Source organism: Blautia parvula (genome assembly GCF_020215665.1).
GTDB lineage: Bacteria > Bacillota > Clostridia > Lachnospirales > Lachnospiraceae > Blautia > Blautia celeris.
This window is the reverse complement of the sequence record NZ_CP084061.1, coordinates 4,627,236-4,653,016: the sequence shown is the minus strand read 5'-3', so window position 1 is coordinate 4,653,016 and position 25,781 is coordinate 4,627,236. Positions and strand designations below refer to the sequence as shown.

Annotated in this window: 19 protein-coding genes; 4 read left to right on the top strand and 15 right to left on the bottom strand. The window is 48.0% G+C overall.

What is annotated here, in order from left to right:
- Nucleotides 1–17: 17 nt before the first annotated feature.
- The gene (locus LC508_RS21275) at nucleotides 18–2,624 is read right to left on the bottom strand and encodes a cation-translocating P-type ATPase (protein WP_103731086.1); all 2,607 of its coding nucleotides are present in this window, start codon (nucleotides 2,622–2,624) and stop codon (nucleotides 18–20) included.
- A gap of 487 nt (nucleotides 2,625–3,111) precedes the next feature.
- On the opposite strand from LC508_RS21275, the gene LC508_RS21270 reads away from it, so the two are divergent.
- Nucleotides 3,112–3,696 carry a sugar O-acetyltransferase gene (locus LC508_RS21270; protein WP_054350398.1) on the top strand — a complete coding sequence of 195 codons (585 nt, stop codon included), beginning with the start codon at nucleotides 3,112–3,114 and terminating at the stop codon, nucleotides 3,694–3,696.
- An 18-nt stretch (nucleotides 3,697–3,714) separates the two neighbouring features.
- Complete coding sequence (locus LC508_RS21265) at nucleotides 3,715–4,551, top strand: alpha/beta fold hydrolase (RefSeq protein WP_103731087.1); 837 nt, start codon at nucleotides 3,715–3,717, stop codon at nucleotides 4,549–4,551.
- Between the two features lie 248 nt (nucleotides 4,552–4,799).
- On the opposite strand, the gene LC508_RS21260 is transcribed toward LC508_RS21265, so the two are convergent.
- Together LC508_RS21260 and LC508_RS21255 are read right to left on the bottom strand one after the other, a co-directional pair.
- Complete coding sequence (locus LC508_RS21260) at nucleotides 4,800–5,609, bottom strand: tyrosine-protein phosphatase (protein ID WP_158587246.1); 810 nt, start codon at nucleotides 5,607–5,609, stop codon at nucleotides 4,800–4,802.
- 162 nt (nucleotides 5,610–5,771) lie between these two features.
- Entirely contained in the window at nucleotides 5,772–8,858 is a 3,087-nt protein-coding gene (locus tag LC508_RS21255) for a glycoside hydrolase family 2 TIM barrel-domain containing protein (protein WP_103731089.1), read from the bottom strand.
- 202 nt (nucleotides 8,859–9,060) lie between these two features.
- Between LC508_RS21255 and LC508_RS21250 the strand changes: the two genes are divergently transcribed.
- Nucleotides 9,061–9,900 carry an AraC family transcriptional regulator gene (locus LC508_RS21250; RefSeq protein ID WP_033142918.1) on the top strand — a complete coding sequence of 280 codons (840 nt, stop codon included), beginning with the start codon at nucleotides 9,061–9,063 and terminating at the stop codon, nucleotides 9,898–9,900.
- On the opposite strand, the gene LC508_RS21245 is transcribed toward LC508_RS21250, so the two are convergent.
- The 8 genes from LC508_RS21245 to metG all read right to left on the bottom strand — a co-directional run bounded on the left by LC508_RS21245 (nucleotide 9,874) and on the right by metG (nucleotide 19,540).
- Nucleotides 9,874–10,695, bottom strand: a complete 822-nt coding sequence (locus tag LC508_RS21245) for a glucosamine-6-phosphate deaminase (protein ID WP_054350395.1) — start codon at nucleotides 10,693–10,695, stop codon at nucleotides 9,874–9,876. The two genes, LC508_RS21250 and LC508_RS21245, sit on opposite strands and share 27 nt — an antisense overlap.
- A 114-nt stretch (nucleotides 10,696–10,809) precedes the next feature.
- Complete coding sequence (locus LC508_RS21240; RefSeq protein WP_033142919.1) at nucleotides 10,810–11,646, bottom strand: carbohydrate ABC transporter permease; 837 nt, start codon at nucleotides 11,644–11,646, stop codon at nucleotides 10,810–10,812.
- An 11-nt stretch (nucleotides 11,647–11,657) separates the two neighbouring features.
- Complete coding sequence (locus LC508_RS21235; RefSeq protein ID WP_033142920.1) at nucleotides 11,658–12,536, bottom strand: carbohydrate ABC transporter permease; 879 nt, start codon at nucleotides 12,534–12,536, stop codon at nucleotides 11,658–11,660.
- Between the two features lie 28 nt (nucleotides 12,537–12,564).
- Complete coding sequence (locus LC508_RS21230; protein WP_118593842.1) at nucleotides 12,565–13,905, bottom strand: extracellular solute-binding protein; 1,341 nt, start codon at nucleotides 13,903–13,905, stop codon at nucleotides 12,565–12,567.
- A 19-nt stretch (nucleotides 13,906–13,924) separates the two neighbouring features.
- Nucleotides 13,925–14,917, bottom strand: a complete 993-nt coding sequence (locus tag LC508_RS21225; RefSeq protein ID WP_033142922.1) for an N-acetylglucosamine kinase — start codon at nucleotides 14,915–14,917, stop codon at nucleotides 13,925–13,927.
- 15 nt (nucleotides 14,918–14,932) lie between these two features.
- Entirely contained in the window at nucleotides 14,933–16,198 is a 1,266-nt protein-coding gene (locus tag LC508_RS21220) for a 6-phospho-beta-glucosidase (protein ID WP_033142923.1), read from the bottom strand.
- Nucleotides 16,199–16,341: 143 nt separating this feature from the next.
- Nucleotides 16,342–17,352, bottom strand: coding sequence for a LacI family DNA-binding transcriptional regulator (locus LC508_RS21215; protein ID WP_033142924.1), 1,011 nt, complete (start codon nucleotides 17,350–17,352; stop codon nucleotides 16,342–16,344).
- A 217-nt stretch (nucleotides 17,353–17,569) separates the two neighbouring features.
- Nucleotides 17,570–19,540, bottom strand: a complete 1,971-nt coding sequence (gene metG, locus LC508_RS21210) for a methionine--tRNA ligase (RefSeq protein WP_103732756.1) — start codon at nucleotides 19,538–19,540, stop codon at nucleotides 17,570–17,572.
- Between the two features lie 589 nt (nucleotides 19,541–20,129).
- Here metG and LC508_RS21205 point away from each other — a divergent pair.
- Nucleotides 20,130–22,055, top strand: a complete 1,926-nt coding sequence (locus LC508_RS21205) for an FUSC family protein (protein WP_118593841.1) — start codon at nucleotides 20,130–20,132, stop codon at nucleotides 22,053–22,055.
- A 91-nt stretch (nucleotides 22,056–22,146) separates the two neighbouring features.
- Here the strand turns inward: LC508_RS21205 and LC508_RS21200 are convergent, their stop codons facing one another.
- From LC508_RS21200 to LC508_RS21185, 4 genes are all read right to left on the bottom strand, one after another.
- Nucleotides 22,147–22,536 carry an HsmA family protein gene (locus tag LC508_RS21200; protein ID WP_103732930.1) on the bottom strand — a complete coding sequence of 130 codons (390 nt, stop codon included), beginning with the start codon at nucleotides 22,534–22,536 and terminating at the stop codon, nucleotides 22,147–22,149.
- A gap of 184 nt (nucleotides 22,537–22,720) precedes the next feature.
- Nucleotides 22,721–23,320 carry a cytidylate kinase-like family protein gene (locus tag LC508_RS21195; protein ID WP_118593840.1) on the bottom strand — a complete coding sequence of 200 codons (600 nt, stop codon included), beginning with the start codon at nucleotides 23,318–23,320 and terminating at the stop codon, nucleotides 22,721–22,723.
- 113 nt (nucleotides 23,321–23,433) lie between these two features.
- Nucleotides 23,434–24,831, bottom strand: a complete 1,398-nt coding sequence (locus tag LC508_RS21190; RefSeq protein ID WP_103732931.1) for an MFS transporter — start codon at nucleotides 24,829–24,831, stop codon at nucleotides 23,434–23,436.
- 25 nt (nucleotides 24,832–24,856) lie between these two features.
- Nucleotides 24,857–25,771: a sugar phosphate isomerase/epimerase family protein gene (locus LC508_RS21185; protein ID WP_033142930.1), complete on the bottom strand. Its 915-nt coding sequence runs from the start codon at nucleotides 25,769–25,771 to the stop codon at nucleotides 24,857–24,859.
- Between the last annotated feature and the right edge of the window lie 10 nt (nucleotides 25,772–25,781).

The window sequence follows — 25,781 nt, the reverse complement described above, 5'->3', positions numbered from 1 at the left end:
CCTTCTCCCCTCTTTGATTACTTTTTCAGTTTCGCACGTACCCATTTCAGCGCCTGGATAACCGGCAGGTTTGCAATGGACAGGCCGTACACTGTGAAAAGCTGTGCCATATCCAATGTCTGCACGCTGAAAATTTTGTGCAGCCCCGGAATCATCAGCACAGAGGTGATTAATACTAATCCTAACACAAATGCACCGATGAGGTAAATATTATTAAAGAATTTCTTAGTAAATAAAACAGGTCTTACGGATTTACAGTTAAATCCATGCACCAGCCTGGAGGTACACAGGGTTCCGAATGCCATTGTCATGGCCAGGAGCGGGCTCTCCTGATAGCCGATGTAAAAACCTATCATGGTCATGATACCGATAACAAGACCTTCTGTCCCGATATAGGAGAGAAAATCCTTCGTCAGTATGGATTCATTCATAGGACGCGGTTTTTCCTTCATGACATCTTTGGTGTGAGGCTCCAGCCCCAGCGCAATAGCCGGAAGGCTGTCTGTCAGCAGGTTGATAAACAGCAGGTGTACCGGCGCAAACGGCACGGGCAGGTTTGCCAGGGACGCGTACAGTACCGCCAGGATTCCCGCAAAGTTGCCTGAGAGCAGGAACTGGATGGCACTCTTTATGTTCTTGTATACGTTCCTTCCGTTTTCCACTGCCTTGACAATGGTTGCAAAGTTATCATCCGTCAGGACCATGGAAGCGGCATCCTTGGACACCTCGGTTCCCGTTATGCCCATGGCCACACCGATATTGGCCTGCTTCAGAGCGGGTGCGTCATTGACGCCGTCACCTGTCATGGAGACAATATTTCCCTTCTCCTGCCATGCCCTGACAATGCGTATCTTATGTTCCGGTGAAACACGTGCATAGACGGATATACCTTCCACAAAATTCTGCAGCTCCTCGTCCGTCATATTTTCAATCACAGCGCCCTCGCAGGCTTCGGATTCATCCTTCAGAATGCCGATACGTTTTGCAATGGCTGCTGCTGTCACCTTGTGGTCACCGGTTATCATGATAGGCTTAATGCCTGCACTGATACACTCTTCAACCGCGGCCTTGGACTCTTCACGCGGCGGGTCCATCATGGCGATCAGTCCCAGAAATACCAGATCATCTTCATCGTTCACACAGAGCTGTGTGCCGGCCTCCATCCGTTTATAGGCAAATGCCAGAACACGGAGTCCGTTTCCGGAAAACTTCTGGTTCTGCTCTTCGATGGCTCTGCGGTCTTCCTCTGTGATGGGGACTATCCCGCTATCTTTCTGTATGGAACAGACACGGTTCAACAGAACATCCACCGCGCCTTTTGTGATCATGGTGGCACCCTCTCTTAAATTATGAAGGGTGGACATCATCTTACGGTCACTGTCAAAAGGCACCTCGCTGCATCTGGGATACTTGTCGCGGACCACCTCCGCAGGGCGTCCCAGCTTATCTCCCTGGTTGATAAGGGCTGTCTCGGTGGGATCTCCGATCTCCTCGCCGTTTTTGTTGGTGGAGTCATTGCAGAGAATACTGTGGCGGAGAAGCTGCTTCTGTGCCGGATCATCCAGGTCAATATTTTCCGCGGGAATCTCACGGCCTTCTACATAGTAGTATTCTACTGTCATCTTGTTCTGAGTCAGGGTACCTGTCTTGTCTGAACAGATAATAGATACACTTCCCAGGCCTTCCACTGCCTGGAGTTTACGTATAATGGCATGCTCTTTTGCCATTTTCTGCGTTCCGAAGGAAAGCACAATGGTGACAATGGAGCTGAGTGCCTCCGGTATGGCCGCAACAGCCAGCGCTACGGCAAACAAGAATGCCTCTCCCCAGGATTCTCCCCTGAAAACACTGACTCCAAACAGGATACCGCAGAAAACCAGAATTATGATGGACAGCTTCTGGCCGAACTGGTCCAGGTTCATCTGCAGCGGTGTCTTTTTCTCGGAAGTGGTTTTCAGCAGTTTAGCGATCTTTCCCACTTCTGTCTCCATGCCTATGGAGGTTACAAGGAAGGAGCCGCGGCCGTAAGAGACAAAGCTTCCTGAGAATACCATGTTGGTTCTGTCACCCAGCGGTACCTCGCCTTCGATGGGGTCTTCCGTCTTATCCACGCCCAGGCTCTCACCTGTCAGGGCACTCTCATCTACCTTAAGGCTGGCATTTTCAAGGATCCGTCCGTCAGCCGGGACATAGTCGCCCGCTTCCAGCATGACAATGTCGCCCACAGTCACCTGGTCAGAGGGTATCTTCGCCACATCGCCGTTTCTCAGGACCTTCGCCTCAGGCCCTGACATGGCTTTGAGGCTGTCAAGAGACTGCTCTGCCTTCACGGTCTGGACTGTTCCGAGAATGGCATTCATGGTGATGACCACCAGGATGACAATGGCACTCTCCATTTCGCCCAGAACACCGGAAACAATGGCTGCCACGATCAGGATGATCACAAGAAAATCTTTGTACTGCTCCAGAAAAATCTGCGGGATGGATTTTTTCTTTTCTTCCAACAGAGCATTGGGGCCGTATTTTTCCTGATTGGCCTTAATCTGTTCGTTTGTCAGAGGCTGCGTGCTTCCATTGATGGTTTTCTGCGCCTCTGTCCTCGACATTTGATAAAATTCTTTCATTCGCTCTCCTCCAAACGTTTTTTGCGGAACCCATGCCGTGCTGCCATGGTTCCATGTGTGGATACGTACTGCTTATCTCTAGTGTGCTTTGTAAAAACCTCTTTCATACCATTTTGCTCGTATGCCCTGCCATAACCATTGGTTTTTCATGGCCTGCAACGCAAAAAAGCGAGGCTTTTACTGCACAACAAGCATGCAATAAAAGTCTCGCTGTTTCATCACGATACGGACGGGATATTCTCCCATCGAGATTGACGATATCGCAAACGCCGACGGCGCCAGCTACTCCCTCTTATTAATGGATACTATAACCGATTGCTTTTGAACTGTCAATGATAAATTTGTAAAATATTCCTGTCAGCCGCCGCGTACCGAAACTTTCGCATTCTTCTTGAATAAAGTTTCCGGAACACTTATAATTAAACAAACTTGGAAAATATCACCGCCCTGCTGAAATACCACGGCGGATGGTTATGGAGGATGAGAAATGACAGAGCGAGAGAAAATGCTGGCCGGAGAGCTGTACGACTGCGGGGACCCGGAGCTTTTAGCCCAATGGCACCTGGCTAAAAATCTAATTCGGGAGTACAATGGACTTCTGTCTGAGAATCTGGAGGAAAAGGACCGCATCTTAAACCGTCTTCTGGGCAGCCGGGGTGACAATCTGTGGATCACCGCGCCTTTTTATGTGGATTACGGGAACAATATTTATTTCGGAAATAACTGTGAAGTGAATATGAACTGCACCTTTCTGGATGACAACAGAATTGAGATCGGCGATAACGCGCTGATTGCCCCAAATGTGCAGATTTACACAGCCTTTCATCCCACCAACGCGGCAGACCGGTTCGGCCCCTTAAAGGAGGACGGCAGTTTCTCTTTCTGCAAGACCAGGACCGCACCTGTCATTATCGGTGATAATGTGTGGATCGGCGGCGGCGCCGTAATCCTGCCCGGTGTGACCATCGGCAGCAATGTGGTCATCGGCGCGGGAAGTGTTGTGACAAAATCCATTCCTGACAACAGTGTCGCTGTGGGAAGTCCCTGCAGAGTGATACGGGAAAACTGTTAAATCAATTAGGAGGAAAATATGAATGCTCCGGGCAAAATGGTAAAAGTTAACGATACATATATGCACGTCTTCTCTATATCCCCTTCAACCACGGCAATGCATCACCCAATTGTATTCTTGTCCGGTTCCGGCACGGAATGTCCTACATATGATTTTAAACCGTTATGGCATTTGCTGAAGGACCGGTTCCACATCGTGGTAGTTGAACGCCCGGGGTATGGATGGAGCGGGCAGACCAGTCATCCGCGGGATATTGACACCATCCTTGCAGAAACAAGGGAAGCTTTAAAGCAGGCAGATATAGCCGGTCCATTTATTCCGGCAGCCCATTCCCTTTCCGGCCTGGAAGCTATATATTGGGCTCAAAAATATCCGGATGAAGTCTCTGCCATCATTGGACTGGATATGGCTGTTCCTCAGGTATATCGGATTATGGAGATACCCAAATACTTTCCTCTCCTGGCCCGGTTTGGACATCTTCTGCGCAGGCCGCTTGCAGCAGCTATGGTTAAAAACCATCCTGCCGTGAAAAATAATCTATTGGATAAAACGGAACGGGAGGCAATGGAAGTTATTACTTCCAGACAATTGCTGAGTAAGAATATGATGGATGAAATAGATTATGTAAAAGAAAATGCTGGTAAAGTTGAAAGTGGGAAATGCCCTCAGGTTCCCCTGCTGTGCTTTCTGTCTAATGACAAGGCAAATTTAAAAGCAGTACCTGCATGGGGCAGAATACACAGAGAATATTTTTCCGCTAATGATAATGCCCATTTCATTGATTTAACATGCGGTCATTATGTTCACCGGGAAGCACCTGATATCATTGCTGAATCCATAATTCAATTTTTATAACTGTGCAGTTAACTTTATGTATTTACTGCACTCGCCATGCATAAGAGTGGTGACAGCGGGTATTCGTCCTATCGCAAATCGACCTCTAACGGACAAATACCCGTACCTATTAATTTAGCTGGCTGAATAGATACCCCTTTTCCAATGAGACTGCCCCCGTAAACTGAAATCATACAATATTCTGTATCCGTGATACCTCTCCCGGCAGGCGTAAACGTGAGAGGTACCACACATCTGCCTTCTGCCCTCTATTCCAGATACATCTCCCTCAGCATATCTGTTTTCTCGTCAGTAAACCCCAGTCTCTCCCTCAGATATGCTTCGGTACTTCCGCACTGTCTCTCTGTCTCCGCGAACATGGATTCTATATAACTTCTCTCCGCGCCGTTTAGAATGCGGATTCCATTGAGAATGCGTTCATTCTGCACTTTTGCAGCTACTTTTGCGACCATGGCTTCTGTCTCCGGTTCCAGATATCCATTTGTCAGAAGATAGTCCCGGATGATCACTTCCCGTTCCACGCCAAGCGCAGTCAGCAGAAGGGCTGTAGCTGTGCCTACCCGGTCCTTTCCCGCAGAGCAGTGCCAGAGGACAGCCCCTTCTTTTTGAGCTAAAAGGATATCAAAGAAATGCTTCAGTCCGGTGACGGAAAAATCGTCTGAGACAAGAGCCAGATAAATTTTTTCCATGTTTTCCTTTGGATGGTTTTCCGCCTCCTTCAGCAGTTCCAGAATCATGGCTGAAAGACTGTCCGCCTGCTCCTGTCCCTCTCTGGTGATTCCCAGCATAGCATCACTTAAAAGAGGATTATGTATAAATTCTACTCCTTCTATCTCCGGGTCCGGCAGTTCTGTCTTCTCACCGTTTGTCCTTAAGTCCACCACTGTTTTCAATCCATACTCCTCTGTCAGTTGTCTGATATCAGACTCTGTACATTTTCCAAGGGCACCGCTTCTTAACAGGCGGTAGTGTCTGATCGTCCTGCCGTCCTTTACTGTATATCCTCCCAGATCCCGTGTATTATAAACAGGGCCTTCCATTTCAATTCTGCTGCACATAGTATCCTCCTCCATGAATAAACATTTTGTCCTGTGTTTCCTGTGCGCAAACAGCCCGCATCAGAAAATCCCGCGTACGAAAATGGGGCTGCCGCCCGCCCTGTCTGCTGTCTCGCAGAGAGAGCCGGCCGCATCCCCATTTTATATTTTCAATTATTCTGTTTATTTTACCACCGGAAGCAGGCTGATTGCAAAGGTAAATTCATTTTCATCAAAACGGTACTTTTCCAGAAGTCTCGGTCCGCAGCTGTTGGAGCCGATTCCGTTCTGGCGGTAGTCCAGGCAGAACACTGTGTAGGGGGAAGCTTTCAGCTCATAATTATGTGCCTTTTCCGTCAGCTCCTCCTGTGTGTATACAGACGCATTGAAGGCAAAGGTATCTGCACCCACTGCTGCCAGGCTGATCCTGCTGCCCTCAGCCTTCACATAATCACAGTCATCGTGGCTGCCGTTCTCCTGCGGACGGATATAATCCTCATGCAGCTCTTTTACGGCGGCATGGAACTCATCATGATAGCTGGCTCTGCGTTTATCCTGATAACTCTCCACAGGGCCAAGTCCATAGTATGTGATGTCCGCCATATCGCGGGGCAGGAACAGGCGCAGGCCGAATCTCGGAAGTTCCGGGAATTCCGGGTCTTTCTTCACATCCAGCTTCACGTCAATCCTTCCGTTGGCACGGATCGTCCATGTGGCATCAATATCCAGGATTCTCTGGATGATAACTGCTGATACGGAAAGAACTGTGTGGATCTGTACTTCCTCTTCCAGAACCGTATAATCCGTGCGGTAAGCCCTTGTCACGATCTTGTCGTACTTCGCATTTCTCCAGATGTTCTTAATATTTCTGTCATTGTCTGTGGGTGCTCTCCAGATGTTGTATTCCATCGGGCGCTCCAGAACCTTGCAGTTTACATAACTAAGTTCAGAGAAGAGACCAGTCAGCTTGTCATAAGTATAGGAGAATTTGTCTGTGCTTACGAACAGATTCCTGTCATCCTGGGCTACGCTGAATACAGGCGGCTGCCCTGCCTCTTTGCCCGCCTCTCCGGATTCCTCTGTCACTTCCAGAATCTTCACTGCCTTCTGGTTTCTCATATCCTTTGTCTGGAGCTGAATCTCATCAAAGCCCAGTTTAAAGCCTTTCGGCAGAAATCTTGTGGCATTCTTCAGATGATATTCCAGCTTCAGGTAACATTTACCTGCTTCCGGAACCTCATAATCCAGGGCAATCACACCCTCTTCATGAGCGCTGATGTCAGGCATGTCATCCGGGCAGATGCATCCTTCCCCGATCATGCTTCCGTCACAGTTTACCGTATAAGTTATATAGAGGTAGTCCTTTAAGTTTACATAATCCATATAATTATGCAGAACTGCCTCTTTCTTCTCCTGGTCAAAAAAAACTACTCTGGCCGGACGGTGTACATTTTTGAATTCGCGCAGGCCTGTATGCGGTGTGCGGTCAGGATATACCAGACCATCCATACAGAAGTTGCCGTCCTGCGGGTACTCCATGTGGTCGCCGCCGTACGCGTATTTTTTCTTTCCTTCAATGGTCTTGCCCATGTAAATGGCATGATCACACCACTCCCATACAAAACCGCCGCAGGCGCCGTCGTACTGCTGGAAGACCTGGAAATAATCCTCAAAATCTCCGGGGCCGTTGCCCATTGCATGGCAGTATTCGCACATAACGAAAGGTTTATCCGGGTTTTTTGCAAAATAGTCGTGGATCTCCTCAATAGCCGGATACATACGGCTGTGAAGATCTATATTGGAATAATCGTATTTTTTATCCTTGGATGTGTAGCGGGCACTCTCAAAGTGGGTCAGTCTGGTATGGTCAAATTCCTTTGTCCAGGCCAGTGCCGCCTCAAAAGTACAGCCGTATGCACATTCATTTCCCATGGACCAGATCACTACACACGGACGGTTCTTATCTCTGTGCACACAGCGCTGTGTCCTGTCCACAGTCGCCTCCGTAAATGCAGGGTTATCCGCAATGGCCTGATTCCATCTGGAAGCCCTCTCCTCCCAGGAATCATCTTCCATATAGATATCAGCGGTTCCGTGGCTCTCATTGTCCGCCTCGTCAATAACAAAGAATCCGTATTCGTCACAGAGCTGATAGAACTGCGGCGCATTTGGATAGTGGCTGGTACGGATGCAGTTGATGTTGTGCTCTTTCATTAACTGCAGGTCTTTTTTCATCTGTTCCAGGCTGATGGCAAACCCTGTAACAGGATCGCTGTCGTGGCGGTTGGTGCCATGGAATTTCACCTTTACTCCATTTATGTAAACCACTCCGTCTCTGGTACAGATTTCACGGATACCCATACGGTCTGTGATAACCTCTCCGGCAGCTTCCAGCACTACTTTGTACAGATACGGCTCCTCCGCGTTCCAGAGAACCGGATTTTCCAGGGTCATGCGGATCCTGCCGTCCTCTGATACCCGGCTGCTCTCTGCTTCCAGACTGCCCTCTGCATTGTAAACAGAGATTTTTACAGGAACTGCCTCGTTAAAATAAGTCACTGCCACATCGACTGACGCACTCTTTCCATCCGGCGCAATGTCTGTTGTGAGGAAATAATCAAAGATTCCCTGTGCGGGACGTTTCAGCAGATATACATCCCTGAAAATACCACTCATGCGGAATTTATCCTGGTCCTCCAGATAACTGCCGTCGCACCATTTCAGAACCAGAACGGCCAGGGTATTCTCACCCTCTCTTAAAAAGCTGCTCACGTCAAATTCACTTGTGGAGTGTGACACCTGGCTGTATCCCACATAACTGCCGTTTATCCATACATAAAAGCAGGAATCCACGCCTTCAAAATTCAGGTAAGCTTTGGGCGCATTTTCATCCTCTGCATAGGTGAATGTATGCACATAGGCTCCGCAGGGATTTTCCTGAGGCACATACGGCGGGTCCATGGGGAACGGATAACGTGTGTTGGTATACTGGTGTCTGTCATATCCGAAATTCTGCCAGCATCCCGGCACAGGAATCTCATCAAAGCTTCCCGTCTGGTATCCCTCTCTGAAAAATTCCTCTTTCAAGTCATAGATGCTGTCAAAATATTTGAATTTCCAGCTGCCGTTTAACAGCTGGAATCTGTCGGAATTCTCTCTGTTCTCACACAGATCGTCTCTCTGTGTGCCTGCAGGGATATAGTAAGCCCTGTTCGGCATGGTGTTCTCGTGCAGCATGTGAAGGTTCTCATAATATCTGGGTACAATCATTGGTCATAGCCCTCCTGAAAATATATTTTTTACTGTAACTGTTCCGCGCCCGCGCAGGAAATGCGCAGGCCTGCCAAAAAGTCACCTCATACTGCCTATTATAAAATACGTCACAGCAAAATCCATATCCTGTATTAGACAAAACATGCACAAAATGATACAATCAATAAAAGCAGTTTAAGGAACAAAGGAGCATCTGCCTATGTACGTGAATACCGGATATTTAAACCATGCGGAAACGGATCTGGAAAACCCACAGATCCCCCTGCGCATAAACAGCAGCGGGATATACAGGGTCATCTCCCGTCCTTCCATGTCAACGCTCAGGCCCAAAGGGCGGGCTGATTACCAGCTTATCTACATTGCCTCCGGGCGGGCCTGGTTCACTTTCGGCCAGGAAAAGATTGAAGTGGGCGAGGGAAACATGGTCCTTCTGCGCCCCTTCGTCCGACAGGAGTATGTCTACTATGGAAAAGATAAACCGGAGGCCTTCTGGGTACACTTTACAGGGTACCGGGCAGAAGCCTTACTGGATGCCGCCGGATTTGCACAAAATCAAATTCTGTATGCCGGTGTTTTTTCCGAATACAGGGACCTGTTTTTCCAGATGATACGGGAACTTCAGGTGTTCCGTCCGGCCTATGAGGATCTGCTCCCCCTCCTTTTGGAACAGCTTCTGCTCCTGGTACGCCGCCACCGGATCGAAGGCCCCGGGGAGCGGCACAGGATTCAGAAGGAGATGGAAAAGGCCATCCACTATTTTAATGAAAATTATTACCGGGATATAAAAATTGAAGACTATGCCAGACAGCAGCATATGAGCACCTGCTGGTTTATCAGAAGTTTTAAACAGTACACCAACGTGCCGCCCCTGCAGTATCTCACCTCCGTCCGCATCCGCAGAGCCAGGGAACTTCTGGAGACCACAGATTATACGGTCAGTGAGATTGGGGCATTGGTTGGGTATGACAATCCGCTGTATTTCAGCAGGATTTTTAAGAAACAGACAGGGGTGTCACCTGCCGGGTACAGGAAAACCTGATTCCGCCAGCAGGTCCTCAATTCCTCCCGCGGCGTCTTCATCCAGGACAACAAGCCCTCCCGGCAGAAGTTTCATGACAGTCCCCGGCAGCTCCTCCGTGGGCTGTGTATTATACATTTTTTTCACAATATCCTGTTTCGCTTTTCCGGAGACCTGAAGGATCACTTTCTTTGCCTCAAACATGTGGTGTACACCAAGGGTGATTCCTCTGGTCAGCTTCATTGGGGAAGAAAAGTATTTCTGCCCTACATTCATGGTTGTCTCTGAAAGCTCTACCACTTTTGCATAATCCTCAAAACTGCCTCCCGGCTCATTTAATCCCAGATGGCCGTTCATGCCCAGTCCCAGCAGCATAAGGTCGATTCCGCCATGGCTGAATATGATCTGGTCAATCCGGCTGCATTCCTCCTTAAAATTCGCTGCGTGGATATCAAACAAATGCATTTTCTCAGGCTGAATCCCCAGCGGGCCGTACAGATGCTTCTTCAGGAAATTTGTACAGTTTTCCCTTTCATCCTCCAGATCCAGCCATTCATCCAACGCAACAAATTCGGCCTGTGAAAAATCAATTTCACCCTTTTCTTTCATCTCCCGCAGTATCTCACAGGTCCTTACCACAGTGCTGCCGGCAGGAAAGCACAGCAGTGCATCCTTCTTTTCCTCCAGGCACTCTTTTACCAGCTCCGCGCATCTCCTTGACATACCCTCCATATCCGGGCATACTTCTGTGGCTGGAATCCTGATTGGGAGACATGCTCCCAAACTTTCTGCAATTTCCTCCATACAGTTCGGCAATGTTTTTTCCTCCTTATTATGTATTATGCAAGCCGTACAGTGATTCCTGTATTTACAGGGTACGTACGGGCATCTGCACATTTTGTTCATGTTTTCTCCTCTTTTCTGCTCTTACTATCCTTTGACCGCCCCCATTGCCAGACTCTTCTGAATGTTCTTGCTCAGGAAAACGTACAAAAACAGCGTGGGTATGGTGGCAATCGTCAGACCTGCGCCGATCAGTCCCCATTTTGTAGAATATTTTCCCACCATGTCGTTGACTCCTACGGTGATCGTCTTGTATTTTTCCCCGCTCACAAATGCAATGGCCAACATCATCTCATTCCATGCTGAAAGGAAGGTAAGGATGGCAACTGTGGACAGGATGGGCTTTAACAGCGGCATGATGATCTGCCAGAAAACCCTGTAAATATTAGCTCCGTCAATAAAGGCAGCCTCCTCCAATTCCTTTGGAAGTGCCTCCAGGGTCCCCACCATTAGCAATATGGCTGTAGGCATGGCAAAGGCCACGTAGGGAATGATCAGCGCCCAGTAGGTATCCAGCACCGGCTTCATATTCACGAACAGCGGCAGCAGCACTGCGTGTATGGACAGCATCATACCGGTCAGGAAAATAAAATACACAAATTTACTCAGCTTCCATTTTAAACGCACAATAGCATAGGTTGCCATAGCTGATAAAATCAATGTGAATGCTATGGTAAGTCCTGTGACAACTGTACTGTTGAACAGATATCTGCCCAGATGTGCTTTTTCAAAAACCTTTGCGTAGTTGGCCCATTCCCAGTTCTCCGGCAGCCCCACTATATTTCCCCCGAAAATCTCGCGGTTGCTCTTCAGGGAAAAAGTAAACATCCAGTAGAGTGGAAACAGCTGGACAACGGTAATAAATAACAGGACAATCGTTTTCACCGTGCCGGTTCTCTTTAGCTTTGAACTTCTCCTTTTCATACCGGTCCCTCCTAATCTTTCTGGATATGATTAAATATTTTTTGTACGATAAACGTAAATACAAGGCACTCCAATATAATGAAAATAGCTATAGCACTGGCATACCCGTATTCATTGGTCACAAATATCTTCTTATACATGAGAAGTGACGGTACTTCTGAGGCGTGGACCGGCCCTCCGTTTGTCAGAATATATATTAAATCAAAGGATTTCAGCGAACCGATGATGGCAAATATAACGCAGGCTTTAATCATTGGCACTATCATGGGGATAATGACTCTGACCGCTGTCTGAAACCGGCTCGCGCCGTCCACCTGGGCCGCCTCAATGATTTCCGGTGAAATGGATTTCGCTGCGGAATAAAACAGCAGCATGTGATATCCTATATATTGCCAGACCATAGGTACAAAGCAGGCAAGCAGCGCGGTCCCCTGGTCTCCCAGCCATTCCCTCTGGAGGGCGTCCAGCCCCACAGCTCCCAGTCCCATATTTAACAGGCCATAGGACGGATGATAGATTTTCAGCCACAAATGCGCAATGATCGTGCCGGAGATTATGACAGGAACAAAAAAGGCGTTCCTGTAAAAATTCTCGCCGCGGACACCACCTGCCAGTACCAGCGCCAAAATCATGGAAACGGGGAGCTGTATAAATACAGAGGCTGCGGCCAGCAAAATAGAATTCCAGATGGATTTGAAAAATAATGGGTCCTGGAACATCTTGATATAATTTGCCGCACCAATAAATTTTGCTTTTGTCACCCCGTCCCAGTCCAGCAGGCTGTAGCCTGCTGACTGGAAAACCGGGAACAATGCAATTGCACAAAACCATATGAGTGCCGGCAGTACAAAAATACAAATTGCTTTTTTATCCCTCAATGCTCGTTCCATACTACTGCCTCACTTTCCCTCTCCGTACTTACTCGGTATCTCCTCTTTTCACCTGAAGCTGTGCTTCCTGCATGCCTGCCGCGAACTCCTCCGGTGTCGTTGTTCCTGCCATCAGTCCCTGAAGCAGTTCATAGTGTTTCTCTATAGCCGTTCCTTCCAGGAAAGTATCCCAGGCCAGCACATATCCGTCCGCATTCTTGATCAGATTTTCAATCTGTTTTAAAGTAGGGCTGACCTCTGACTCATCCACATCCACTTTCCAGGCTGGAAGGCTGTCACCAATCTTGTATGCCTCCTCAGACATATATTTCGTAATGCCCACAGCAAATTCATAAGCCATATCCGGATATTTTGTATTGGCATTCAGCATGATCATATCAATAGCACCGCCTGAGAAGCTGTTGACTCCGCCTTTGCCTCCGTCTACAGTGGGCATCGGTACCGCTTTAATCTTCCCCTGGATATCGTTTTCATCACTGTCGCACCCTGATGCTACCCAGCTTCCGCCGTAGTACATGGGTACCATTCCCATATAAAATTCTTCCTGTGCTTCCTCAGCCCCAAGGCCCAAGGTTCCCTCAGGGAAAGCCCCTGCCTCATTTAGTTCGCATAACAGCTCCGCAGACTTTACAATACCTTCTGTATCTAAAGTCTCCTCACCCTGCAGCGCACGGTTCATGTAATCCGCACCCTCTGTGCGCACTGCAAGGGCATTCTGGATCATACCGATATGCCATCCGTCCTTTGCGCCCAGTGCCATTGGGGTCACCTCCTCGGCGCGGAACGCTTTCACCGCCTCCAGCAGCTCGTCAAAGGTTTCCGGTATCTTTACGTTATATTCTTCAAAGAGATCCTCGTTGCAGAACAGTGCACCGGCCCACTGTTTCAGCGGCAGTCCGTACACCTTATCATCGTATGTACCGTATGTAAGGGTACCCTCCAGCAGATCGTCCTTTGTGTTGTTTTTCTCCATCAGCTCATCTAACTGCAGCACATTGCCGGCTTCCACATAATTCTTTGCATATCCGCCGCCCCAACACACAAATACGTCCCCCTGGGAACCTGTTGCTGCCGCAACCTTCAGTTTGTTATTCTGATATTCCACCTCCTGGGTAGCAACAGCTTCAATATGCACATTTGGATGCTCTTCCTCAAACTTCTCCACATAGCTGTCTACAATCTCTCCCATCTCAGCGTCCGGCCAGATATGCCAGAATGTGAGGTTGATATCTTCCCCTGATTCCTTGCTGCTCTCTTTCTTGTCTGTATCTGTCTTTTCTTTCGCAGTGCCTCCGGTACTGCCGCACCCAGCTAATGCTGCGATCATTGTTCCCGCTAATACAAACCCCAATACTTTTTTTGCTTTCATTTCTTTTCTCCTTTTCCCATTAGATATTTTCCAGCCTCCTGACCGGAAATCTGGCTGCGCCTTCCTCTATGTTTCTGTATATCCCACCTGCCAGAACCCTATTCATCCGCTTCAGCCCCATGAGCACCGCTCCGATCACCGGTTCATACTCGGCAGCAATGACATTGGCTCCGGGCATTTTCTTCAATATTTCCCTTTCCACTGCATCCTGAAATCCCTGAAACTTACATTTGAAGATACTTCCGGAAAGCACAATGTCTGTATCGCATTCCAAAATACCCATTTTCCTCATGCGGGCTTCCAGATAAACGACTATCCTTTTTCCGTACTGAATCCAGATATTACCTGCAGTCCTGTCTCCCCGGCAGGCGGCTTCCTCAAGGATGATGGGCAAATTCAGATAATCACTGCTCTTGATTTTTCCCATTACCTGCATATAAAGCAGTTCATCCACGGACTGTGCCTGAAAATGTTCCAGAAGACGGGGGGTCAGTTCCGTCTTTTCCAGCAGTCCCATATGAGCGTCAAATACAGCCTGCACTGCTTTTTTCCCCAAACTCCAACCGCCCTGGTACTCATCCGGAATATAAAATCCATAAACAAAACAGTCCTCGCCGTTCTGCACCGCACAGTTCAGTCCTGAACCCGCACAGAGTATTCCGCACTGCTGTTTTCTAGTGGCTGCGCGCATGGCAATGATACAGTCATTCACAATTTTTACATCTGCCCTCGGAAAATATTTCCGTATCTCATTTTCCAGAAGCTCAGCCTCATAATCCCAGTCAATCCCAGTAAGGCCGCCCAAAACTGCCGTCACATCCTCTTTCTGCAGACCGCACTCTGACAGGGCCTGGTCAGCAGCCTGGACAACTGCCTGCACTGCATAGTCCAGGCTGGTGCTGGAATGGCATGCACCATAACTTTTTCCCATTCCCAGAAGCCTGCCCTCCTGGTCTGCTATGACAGCATGTGTCTTACTGCCGCCCTGATCGATACCCAATACATATCTCATACTGTGCCTCCTGGCTTATAAATGAAATTGGGGCAGGTATTCTTTGTTGGCTTCCAGAAGCTCAGGTACCAGCTTCTCCACATACTCCCACTGACGTACTAGGGGATGTGCCAGCAGTGCCAGCTTCATTTTTCTTACATCACCCTCCACGGCTGCTTCCACGGCAAGCTGTTCGTAGTTTTTCACTGCTGCGACCAGTCCCCAGCACATGGACGGCACCTCCGTCACATGCAGCGCCTGCATACCTGTCTTGTTCACAAGACACCCGACTTCCACCACTGCACTGTCCGGCAGGAAGGAAATTGCCCCGTTGTTGGGCACATTCACTACCATCTTAGTATCCACGTTATTGTAGACAGCATTCACAAATCCCATAGCCACCTCTGAATAACCGCCGCCGCCGCGTTTTGCCAGAGCTTCCGGCTTGTCGCAGTTTGTCTCATCCGCGTATGCTGCATATACATCTTTTTCCAAATCCTGCACATACTCACCGCGAGTCTTTGGTGCCGCTTTGAATTTTGCCACTTTTTCGTTGGTATGATAGTACCACTGGAGATACGGGCTCGGAATGACACCCAGCAGTTTGATCAGTTCCAGGTCCACGTCATCATTCTGTGCTGCTATTTTTTCAAATTCCGCCTCTGTAACAGGACGTCCGTTTATTGTTATATTGCTGATGAAGTTCATGTGGTTCAGTCCCATGTAATCGTACTGTACCTGCTCATAGGGGATTCCCAGAGCACGCTTTGCCCACATCTTAGGGAAAATACCTCCGGAACAGAATCCCGCAATATTGGCCTTAGTATAACGGGTGACAGCCTCTGTTACTAATCCGGTGGGATTGGTATAGTTGATGAGCCAGCCCTCCGGGGACAGCTCCTCCATCTTTCTGGCAACGTCCAGCATGACCGGGATTGTACGGAATGCTTTCATCATTCCGCCTGCACCTGTAGTTTCCTGGCCTACCAGATCGTACTGCAGAGGGATTTTCTCGTCTTTTACTCTCTGTCTGTTTCCTCCGACTCTTATCTGCGTATCCACAAAATCCGCGCCGTACAGCGCTTTATCAAGGCTTGTGGTTGCCCGGATCTCCACGTCCAGTCCCAGTTTCTCTGCAAATCTTTTGCAGAATCCCTCCATAATATTCAGACGTTTTTCGTCAATATCATAGAGCATGACCTCTTTTACCGGGAGCTGTTCCTTTCTCATCGCCATTTCGTCCAGCAGCTCCGGTGTGTAGGAACTTCCCGCCCCCACGATTGTAAATTTCATTCCCTCCATTACTATGACCTCCTTTATTTTTGTGTAGCGTTCCACATTTGCCGATAGAAAAAACACATTCCTAATATGTGCTTTTTCGTTGTGTATCGTTCCACATTTATCTGAAAGAACAAACAAGGATTTTTCCTTGTTGTCCTAATCATTCATTCTGTTGTCTCACGGATCACCAGTTCCGGTTTTATTACAACTTTTTGTCTTGGCGTCTCCGGATTCTGTATCTGCTGCAGAAGTATCTGCACTGCCTTTGCCCCCACTTCGTACAAAGGCTGACGGATGGTTGTCAGCTTTTTCAGTTTTTTCTCCACGCCCCAGGGCTTATCATCATCAAACCCTACAATCTTGATATCCTCAGGAATCCGGATACCTGCCTCCTCAAGAGCTATCATGCCTCCAAAGGCTGTGTTGTCTGCTCCGAAGTATATGGCATCCGGCAGCTCCTCCCTGCTGTGCCCGCTAAGCCAGGTCCTGACGGCGTGATACCCCTCATCGACACCAAACTCCTCGCACTCCACAACAGACGTGTACTGTGACAGACCCTGCTGCTCCATGGCTGCCAGATAACCCTGCCACCTGCGCAGGGCTGCTTTTGTCCCTTTTGCACCTGTGACATGCATGATGCGCCTGCATCCTTTTTCCACAAGGTGGTCGATGGCCAGCTTGGAACCATAGGTATTGTCCACCAGAACATTATTTACACTGGCATCCTCCACCTCATTCTCCACAACTACGAAGGGGAATTCCATCTCCGCCCGTTTGCGGATCAAATCTGCGTCATCCAGATCACTTCCGTATATAATGGCTCCGTCTGTAGCACCATTGCTGAAAAAATCTATGTAGTTCTCCTTTTCACCTCTGTCATTTCTTCCGCTGCAGAAAATAACCCGGAAATGATTTTCCTTTACGGTATCCTCCACACCTCTGATCACATCAAAAAAATACTGCTCTGTCAGTGAATCCAAAATAACACCAACCACATTTGTCCTCTGCAGGACCAGAGACCTAGCCAGCGTGTTGGGCTTGTAGTGAAGCTCCTTCATCGCTTCCTTAATGCGGCTCCTTGACTCCGGGCTTACACCTGACTGATTGTTCAGGACACGGGATACCAGTGTCTTTGATACGCCTGCTCTTTTTGCCACATCATATATTGTCACCATATTGTATCTCCTCTTTTCATGTACAATCCTATCATGTGTATCGTTCCACGTCAATTATTTTTTGTGTATTATCACCAATTCTTACCTTTTGCACAAAAATAAGTCTGGATTTTCTGTAAATTCTACTGAAAATCAGGCTGTGTCCGTAACAAAAAAAACACCGCAGAAATGTGCCATTCACAGCACATCCCCGCGGTATATATTTCTATTCTGTCTCTTAGCAGATCTCAGCGCCGGCAGGCATATCCTTATCCGGTGTCATGAGTGCCAGCTCGCCGTCCAGTCCCTCTGCGCACAGGATCATACCCTCTGACAGGATTCCGGCCAGTTTTGCAGGCTTTAAGTTCACCAGTACCATTACTTTCTTTCCTACCATGTCCTCCGGCTTATAATTGGATTTGATTCCGGAGACGATCTGTTTTACCTGGCTTCCGATCTTCACCTGGGAACAGAGCAGTTTTTTGGATTTTTTTACTTCCTCACAGGCAATGATCTCGCCCACCTGGAACTGCATTTTCATAAAATCATCAAACGTCACTTCCGGTTTTGCTTCAATATCCACAACCGGTTCTTCCTCTTTTTGCTCCTCTTTCGGTGCGTCTGCCGCTGCCTGGGCTGCGCGCATAGCCTCTACTTTTTCCATGACTTCTTTTACATCAAGGCGGGCAAAGAGAATTTCCGGCTTCTCTGTCACTTTATTGCCTGAAGGATAGGACCCGAAAGTATCCAGCTCTTCATAAGTTCTCTTAGATGCATTCAACTGGGACAGAATCTTCTCTGTTGTCTCAGGCATGAAGGATTCCAGCAGGGAAGCACCGATGCAGATGCCTTCAACCAGATTGTAAAGCACTTCTGCCAGACGGTCCTTTTTGCTCTCGTCTTTGGCAAGTGCCCACGGCATGGTTTCATCAATGTATTTGTTGCAGCGTTTGAACAGGGCGAAGATCTCTGTGATAGCGTCTGCCACACGAAGTTCCTCCATCTTGTCCGCCACTTTTTTCTTTGTTCCGAGTACAACTGCCTTTAAATCCTCATCAACCGGTTCGGTCACTCCGGTGCTGGATACTTCTCCGCCGAAATATTTATTTGACATGGAGATGGTGCGGTTTACCAGGTTTCCGAGGGTGTTTGCAAGCTCTGAATTCAGGCGCTCCACCATCAGCTCCCAGGTGATGACTCCGTCATTTTCAAAAGGCATTTCATGGAGCACAAAGTAGCGCACAGCATCCACACCGAAGAAGTCTACAAGCTGGTCTGCGTAGATAACGTTTCCTTTGGATTTGCTCATCTTGCCGTCGCCCTGTAAGAGCCAGGGATGTCCGAATACCTGTTTCGGAAGGGGCAGATCGAGAGCCATCAGGAAGATGGGCCAGTAAATGGTATGGAAACGGATAATGTCCTTGCCGATCAGATGCAGGTCAGCAGGCCAGTCTTTCTTAAACTGCTCTGTGCTCTCCCCGTCACAGTCATATCCGATTCCGGTGATATAGTTTGTGAGGGCATCCAGCCACACATACACCACGTGTTTCGGGTCAAAATCTACCGGGATTCCCCATTTGAAAGAGGTTCTGGACACGCACAGATCCTGAAGACCCGGAAGCAGGAAGTTGTTCATCATCTCATTTTTTCTGGAAACCGGCTGGATAAATTCCGGGTGTTCATTGATGTGGTCGATCAGACGCTGGGCATATTTGCTCATTTTAAAGAAATATGCCTCCTCTTTCGCCGGTGTCACCGGGCGTCCGCAGTCCGGACATTTGCCGTCCACAAGCTGGGACTCTGTGAAGAAAGACTCACAGGGGGTGCAGTACATTCCCTCGTAATGTCCCTTATAGATATCGCCTTGGTCATACAGTTTTTTGAAGATCTTCTGTACCTGTTTCTCGTGATAGTCGTCAGTGGTGCGGATAAATTTATCATAAGAGGTGTTCATCATATCCCAGATATTCTTGATCTCTCCGGATACCTGGTCTACAAATTCCTTGCAGGTCACGCCTGCCTCCTCTGCCTTCATCTCGATTTTCTGTCCGTGCTCATCTGTTCCTGTCTGGAAGAACACGTCATAGCCCTGCTGTCTTTTGAATCTGGCAATGCTGTCAGCCAGAACAGCCTCATAGGTGTTGCCAATGTGCGGTTTGCCTGAGGTGTAGGCAATCGCTGTAGTAATATAATATTTTTTCCTGTCCATTTTTTATCTCCTTTACTTTTCTGTGGAAGAATAAAAAAACACCCATCCCCTCATTCTGAGAAGACGAGCGTTAACCCGTGTTACCACTTCTTTTCATCTGTGCCTCACAGCACAGACCTTATCAGGTACCTGCATACCTTTCCGCTGTAACAGGCGGAACCTGTCGCAGCCTGGCTTCCCCTGCACAATATGTCAGGTTCCGTTCGGTGCGCCTCTCAGGAGCCATCTTCGGCACAGTTTTCTTCGTTCCTCTCAGCATACGGAACTTCTCTGTAAAAGAAAAATCTGCACGTACTCTCTCCGTCCTCGTGTTTCCACTATAAATTTCATGCTAGCACATTTCCTGTTTTTTGTAAAGCCGGAAATTTTGTCTTTCTGAATCTATGGTATCTGCAGGTTACTGTTCCGGGAGGTGTTTCCTCATGGGACGCGGCGCGATATGAAAGCAGCTTCCGTACCGGCCGGCAGCAAAAAATAAAAAAAACGGAATATATATCTAATTCAATAAGAAATATGTTATACTTTTACCGGTACAGAAAACAAAGAAAAGACCGGTTTATGAAAAAAGATTGGATAGTGAAATGATGAAATGTTTGTAAAATCAAAAAAGTATTTAAAAAGATTCGGCAGTGATCTGTGGAATGCACTTCCGGTGATCTTGTTCTTTCTGGTGTTGTTCTATTGTGTTATTTTTTTGTTCGGAACATCCTACCTGTTATTGGTTTCTGTTTGTACAACGATTTTCAAAGTGAATTATCAGAAACGATTTACATTAAAAGGAATCCTGATCATTATAGCAGAACAGCTTTTAATGTGCGTCCTGGCATTTCTGGCCACACGGAACCTGCCCTTATGTATCATACTGAATGCTATGGTCCCTTTTATTCTGGTGGTGCTCAGAACGACCCGTTTTAATCAAAAAGGTTATTTTGTAAACGCCATGGGATTTGTATTCCTCCAGCTCAGACCGGTCAGCTTTGCAGGCTTTGGAAAGCAGATTCTGGTATATGCCATTCTTCTTATATTTCTGGCAGCAGCGCTTGGAATTGTCACGGTCCTGAAAGGAAAACACAGGGAATACCTGGCTGTGCGGGAGGGGTTTGGGATTGCGGCAAAACGATTCCGAAGTCTTGCCAGTGGAGAACGGATAAAGGATATCTCTTTACAAATGGCATCTGTACAGAACAGCTTCCATGCAGGCGCGGCAGCCAGCCAGCACCCTGATACAAACGGAAGCATTCCATATATATTTGCGCTTTTATTTCAGAGAACCGCTTATTTTATCCTGGATTATCTCCAGCTTGAAGAAAAATTCAGCAATGCGGATGTCCGTCTCTTTGGCAAAATGGCCGATTATATGGAAGAAATAAAAATAAGCCTGAACAGCAAAGATAACGAAGCTCTCATCCAAAGGGCCGGAGAACTCTCAAATGAGACAGATGATGTCAGTGAACGGCTGCAGACGTATATGGGGAATTTTTTGCATCTGCTCGTCATGGCATTGACTCTAATCACATCAAAGGAGCAGAAAACCGTCCATTATACTGCTAATTGGAAACGCTTCTGGAAAGAAAAAAAGGCACGGCTCAGACCGGAACAGTTTGAGATGCGGTTTGCACTCAGGCTGTCCCTTGTACTTTCCCTGAGTTTTCTTATCTGCAGGCTGTTAGACATCAGCCATTCCTATTGGCTCCCTCTGAATGCGTTTCTCCTTGTTCAGCCAATGTATGAGGAGAGTACCCGGCGTCTGAAAAACAGGGTGATCGGTACTTTTCTTGGCAGTACATTTGTCTTTTTTGTGCTGATGAATCTAAATGGGATGACGGCACATTTCATCCTGGCCGCAGTTATGGTCTCCTTTATGTACAGTTTTGTGCCGGGAAGCATATTGCAGGTTTTCTTTTCAACCGGCTTTGCGCTGACGCTTACCACTCTTTCTTTAAACAGTACAACTGCGGTTGAATTACGGCTCATTTATGTCATAACTGCGGTTGTGTTTGTCCTGCTTGCGAATCGATTTTGTTTTCCCACCAGCCTGTATGGGCAATTCCGGTTTAATCTGCGGGAAGTGATACATATGGAGTACAGCTATTTGGATTTCCTGAACATAGGAAGTCTCCGCCCCATTGACTATGAAATCATGAGTGATGCCCTGGCACAGTTCAATCTGACATATGGGCAGGCAATGGAATATCTGACAAAGAATCCGTCAGCAGAGATGGAATGCTACAGAAGTCTGTTGAATACTCTATGGAGAATGGTTTCAGAGATTGAACAGATGGTGTTCTATGTGACCACAGAGAATACCGGCCCCAAAGAGCGCGAAATGGTTCAGAAATTTGTAAGGCAGATGAAGGATGCGCTTAAGCCCCATAGTACATGGAAAACAGAGATTGAAGTCAAAGGATGCAATCCATATCTGGAACGCCTGATGACAAAATATATTGTGAACGTAGAGAAAATGCAGGAAATGTATAACCGTTTCCCTGATCTGGAAGGACTGTTTGCTAAATAAGAAGTGTACAGAATGTCTGTCCGTTTGTTACGCCCATAAATGAAATATTCTATGAGCTTAACAAACAGACATCAGATGCTGATAATAACAATCAATGGCCCATACCTATGATCATCCCCAGAATATAGGGCACCAGCCAAACCAGCCAGACAAAAATGCTGAACTTGTGAAAGCTTTCCTGTTTCTTCTCATCCTTTTTCACCAGCACCAGGGTTGCCCACAGCGCGTGAAACAGCATAAGAACGATTGCCAGAGCACCTGTAATGCCATGAAGCCCCATGCCGGTCTGTCCTCCGGCTCCTTCTTTTGTGATAAAACTCATGATGGTAGTACCTGTGGTGTCAAAGACAAGGCCGAGCCAGAAGATGAAAACATGCTGTTTCTTCAGGATATGTGCCTTTCTCTCAGAAAAAACACCTATCGTATAGAAAACAAGTGCAAGCGTGATAGTAATAATAGCCATGATCAATTTGATATCCATGGAAATGCGCCCCCTTTGGTTTTTTGTATACTGTAACCGTTCCGCGCAGTAAATGCGAAGACCTACTGAATCGTTTACCGTATTTCATCATTATAGCACGCTTACCCGGAAGTACAAGAAAAAAGCCGGAGGACCGGGCAATTTCTCATCGCACGGTCCTCCGGTTTAAATCCCCCTGATTTTCTCAGGCTTCCTGTCTCTTCTCAATATAATCCAAGATTAGCTCCGCGGCTGCATCCGGAGAAAATCTGCTGGTATTGATCATCAGGTCATAATTCTGCGGGTCTCCCCATTTCTGCCCTGTGTAGTAATTATAATAGCGCTCTCTTGTTTTATTTTCCTTTTCCAGCTCTTTTAATGACTGGCTGCCGTAGTGGGTCCCGGCCCTTTCCCTGCGGAATTCCTCATCGGCGTAGATGAAGAAGGAAAAGCAGTCCGGATGCCCCCTCAGCACCGCGTCCGCGCATCTTCCCAAAAATACGGCGCTGCCTTTCTCCGCGATCTTCAGAATCGCTTTAGCCTGCTCCCGGAACATTTTATTATAGTAGGGAACTGCCTCAAAACCATAGGTCCCCATACTTCCTATGCTGCTGTCGGGTGTCCGGTAGGCAGATTCCAGAATGGACTCAATGTCCACTTCTGTGTCCCCCATTTTCTCCGCTGCCAGATAGAGGATCTGGCGGTCGTAACAGCGCACACCCATTTTCTCTGCCAGTATTTCCGCAATCTCCTTGCCGCCGCTGCCGAACTGGCGGCTGATGGTGATGATGGTCTTTTCCTGCATATGAATCCCTCCTGACTGATGATCCCATAGGCATATCAGACATATAATCCTGCCGGATGCTATGGTTTTCCAGTTATTCCATTATCTATGGTTCCCATATGTTTACAGTATTATTATAACTCACCCCGGGACTCTCGTTCAATAAGTTCCTGCATGATGGCAGGATATTTTTTATCCAGCTTATAGAGTGTCAGTGTGATCAGTACCGTAACCCACACCACCAGAGGGCCGAATTTATAAATGTTGATGATCATATCCACCGCGGACTGAGGCTGTACAGCAGCGCCTGCAGAGGAGCTGATATATCCGGCCGCTGATAAAAGTCCGGTGATGATCGCTGAGGACAGGCCGGCTCCCACCTTCATGCCCACAGAACTCCCCGCAAAGATCAGGCTTTCCTGCCGCAGATGCGTCTTCCACTGTCCGAACTCCACCACATCCCCCAGGAATCCGAATACCACAGCATTGAGCGGTGCAAGCCCCAGTGCCCGGATGACACAGCTCATAACCATCCAGGAAAAGCTTGTCGGATTAATGAAGAAGATCAGCTGTCCGATCAGGGCCAGCCAGATACCGGCCAGGGACATATTTCTTTTCCCGAATTTCTTAAGCAGGACAGGACAGCAGAAGGTCACTGCCACGATCAAAAGTGTCTCTGTCAGGTAAAGAGTGCTGTACATCCAGGTGTCATTTTCAAAAACATACTTGCAGTAATAGGGCAGTATGGTCCCGGTGATGCAGTAAATGGCGTTCTGCATGGTCCACAAAACCACAACCGCCCAGAAATACTGGTTGCATACCAGCGCCTTAAATGCCTGTTTTGCCGGCACCTTTGCCTGTCTTTTCTTAGCCTCGATCTCAACCGTCTCTTCACAGTTCTTAAAGCATATGAGCAGAAGCACCAGGGCAATGGCTGCCCATAAGGCCATGGTCTTGGCCCACGCTGCCTGGTCATCCCCGAATAATTTTACTACCGGCATGGTGCAGGTCACTGCCAAAATACGGCCGAAGGGCGACAGGCCCATCCTGACAATGCTCAGCATGTCTCTCTCCGATGAGATTCTTGTCATCATGGCAGAGAGGCTGCTGTACGGAAGGTTGATGGCTGTATAGCATACCGTGGTACAGAAATTATAAGTGACGAACATATATAAAAACTGCAGCAGTGCTTTTGTGTGGGGTACCGTGAACAGAAGCACCGCGGAGACTGCGTAGGGAACGCACATCCACAAAAGCCAGGGCCTGGATTTTCCCCATCTGGAATTTGTCTTCTCCACAATAATGCCCATTACCGCATCTGATACGCCGTCAAACATACGTGACAGAAGCATGACCAGACCTACCGTGGCAGCGCTGATTCCGACATAATCCGTATAAAACAGTGTGAGCAGCGTACTGATCATACCGAAAACCACATTGCAGGCCGTATCGCCGCATCCGTAGGCTACACGTGTTCCCCAGCCCAGTTTCCCGCCTGACTGCTGTATTCCTGTAGTGTTTTCATTTTTCATACCGCTTCTCCATTCCTTTCTCTTCTCAGAGAAGTTCTCTCTCGATTCTCTCCCTTGCCTCAGGCGCCTGGCGGTCCATTTTTTCCGGGAATCCGAACATGGATACACAGGCAATGTTGTCACCGCCTGCCTTCGGCGCACTCTGACCAAACTGCTTATTGGCAAAATCCATCTCCCGCAGGGTTTCAAAGATGCCATTAAAGTCCACATCTCCCTCACCCATAGCCAGGTGCTGGTGAATGGTCACATCCGCTTTCCCACGTCCGTTCAGCCACGGGGGATTGGCAATATAGCGGCAGTCCAGGGTCTGGTTAAAGGTATCCGCAAAGAGTACATGGGTCAGCTCATCTCCTGCGTAGTGCAGCATGGAACGCACATCTCCCTTTCCCTCATCATAGAAGAAACCATGAGGGGAAGAATACACATATCCCAAATGTCTGGAGCGGAAGGATTTCACCATATCACAGGTCTCATTGTTCAGCTCACAGAAATCATAGGGATGGGACTGGATTTCCACCCGGATGTCTTCCTTTTCTATTATGGGAAGCAGCTCCTCCATGGATTTGAACCACATGCCATTGCAGATTTCCTGCCGGTTCGGATCACCGGACAACTCTGTATTGATGACTTTCACACCCATATCCCCGGCAATTTGAATCATACGTTTCCAGTTGCGCACTGCAAACTGACGCTCCTCCTCTGTGGGGCCTGACCAGCGGTACACCACAATGAAGGAAGATATCTCCACACCCGTCTCTCTCAGGGCTCTGCGGTATTCAGCCTCACATTCTTTTGAAAAGAGAGGATGTTTATAGAAGGGATTGATGCGGGGGTGGGGGGACTGTTCGATATACTGATATCCCCAGTCCGCCACCTGATGCACCATCCGGTTGATGTCCATCTGCTTTGCCAGGACATCAACGTCAAATGCAATTTTCATGGTTGTTCCT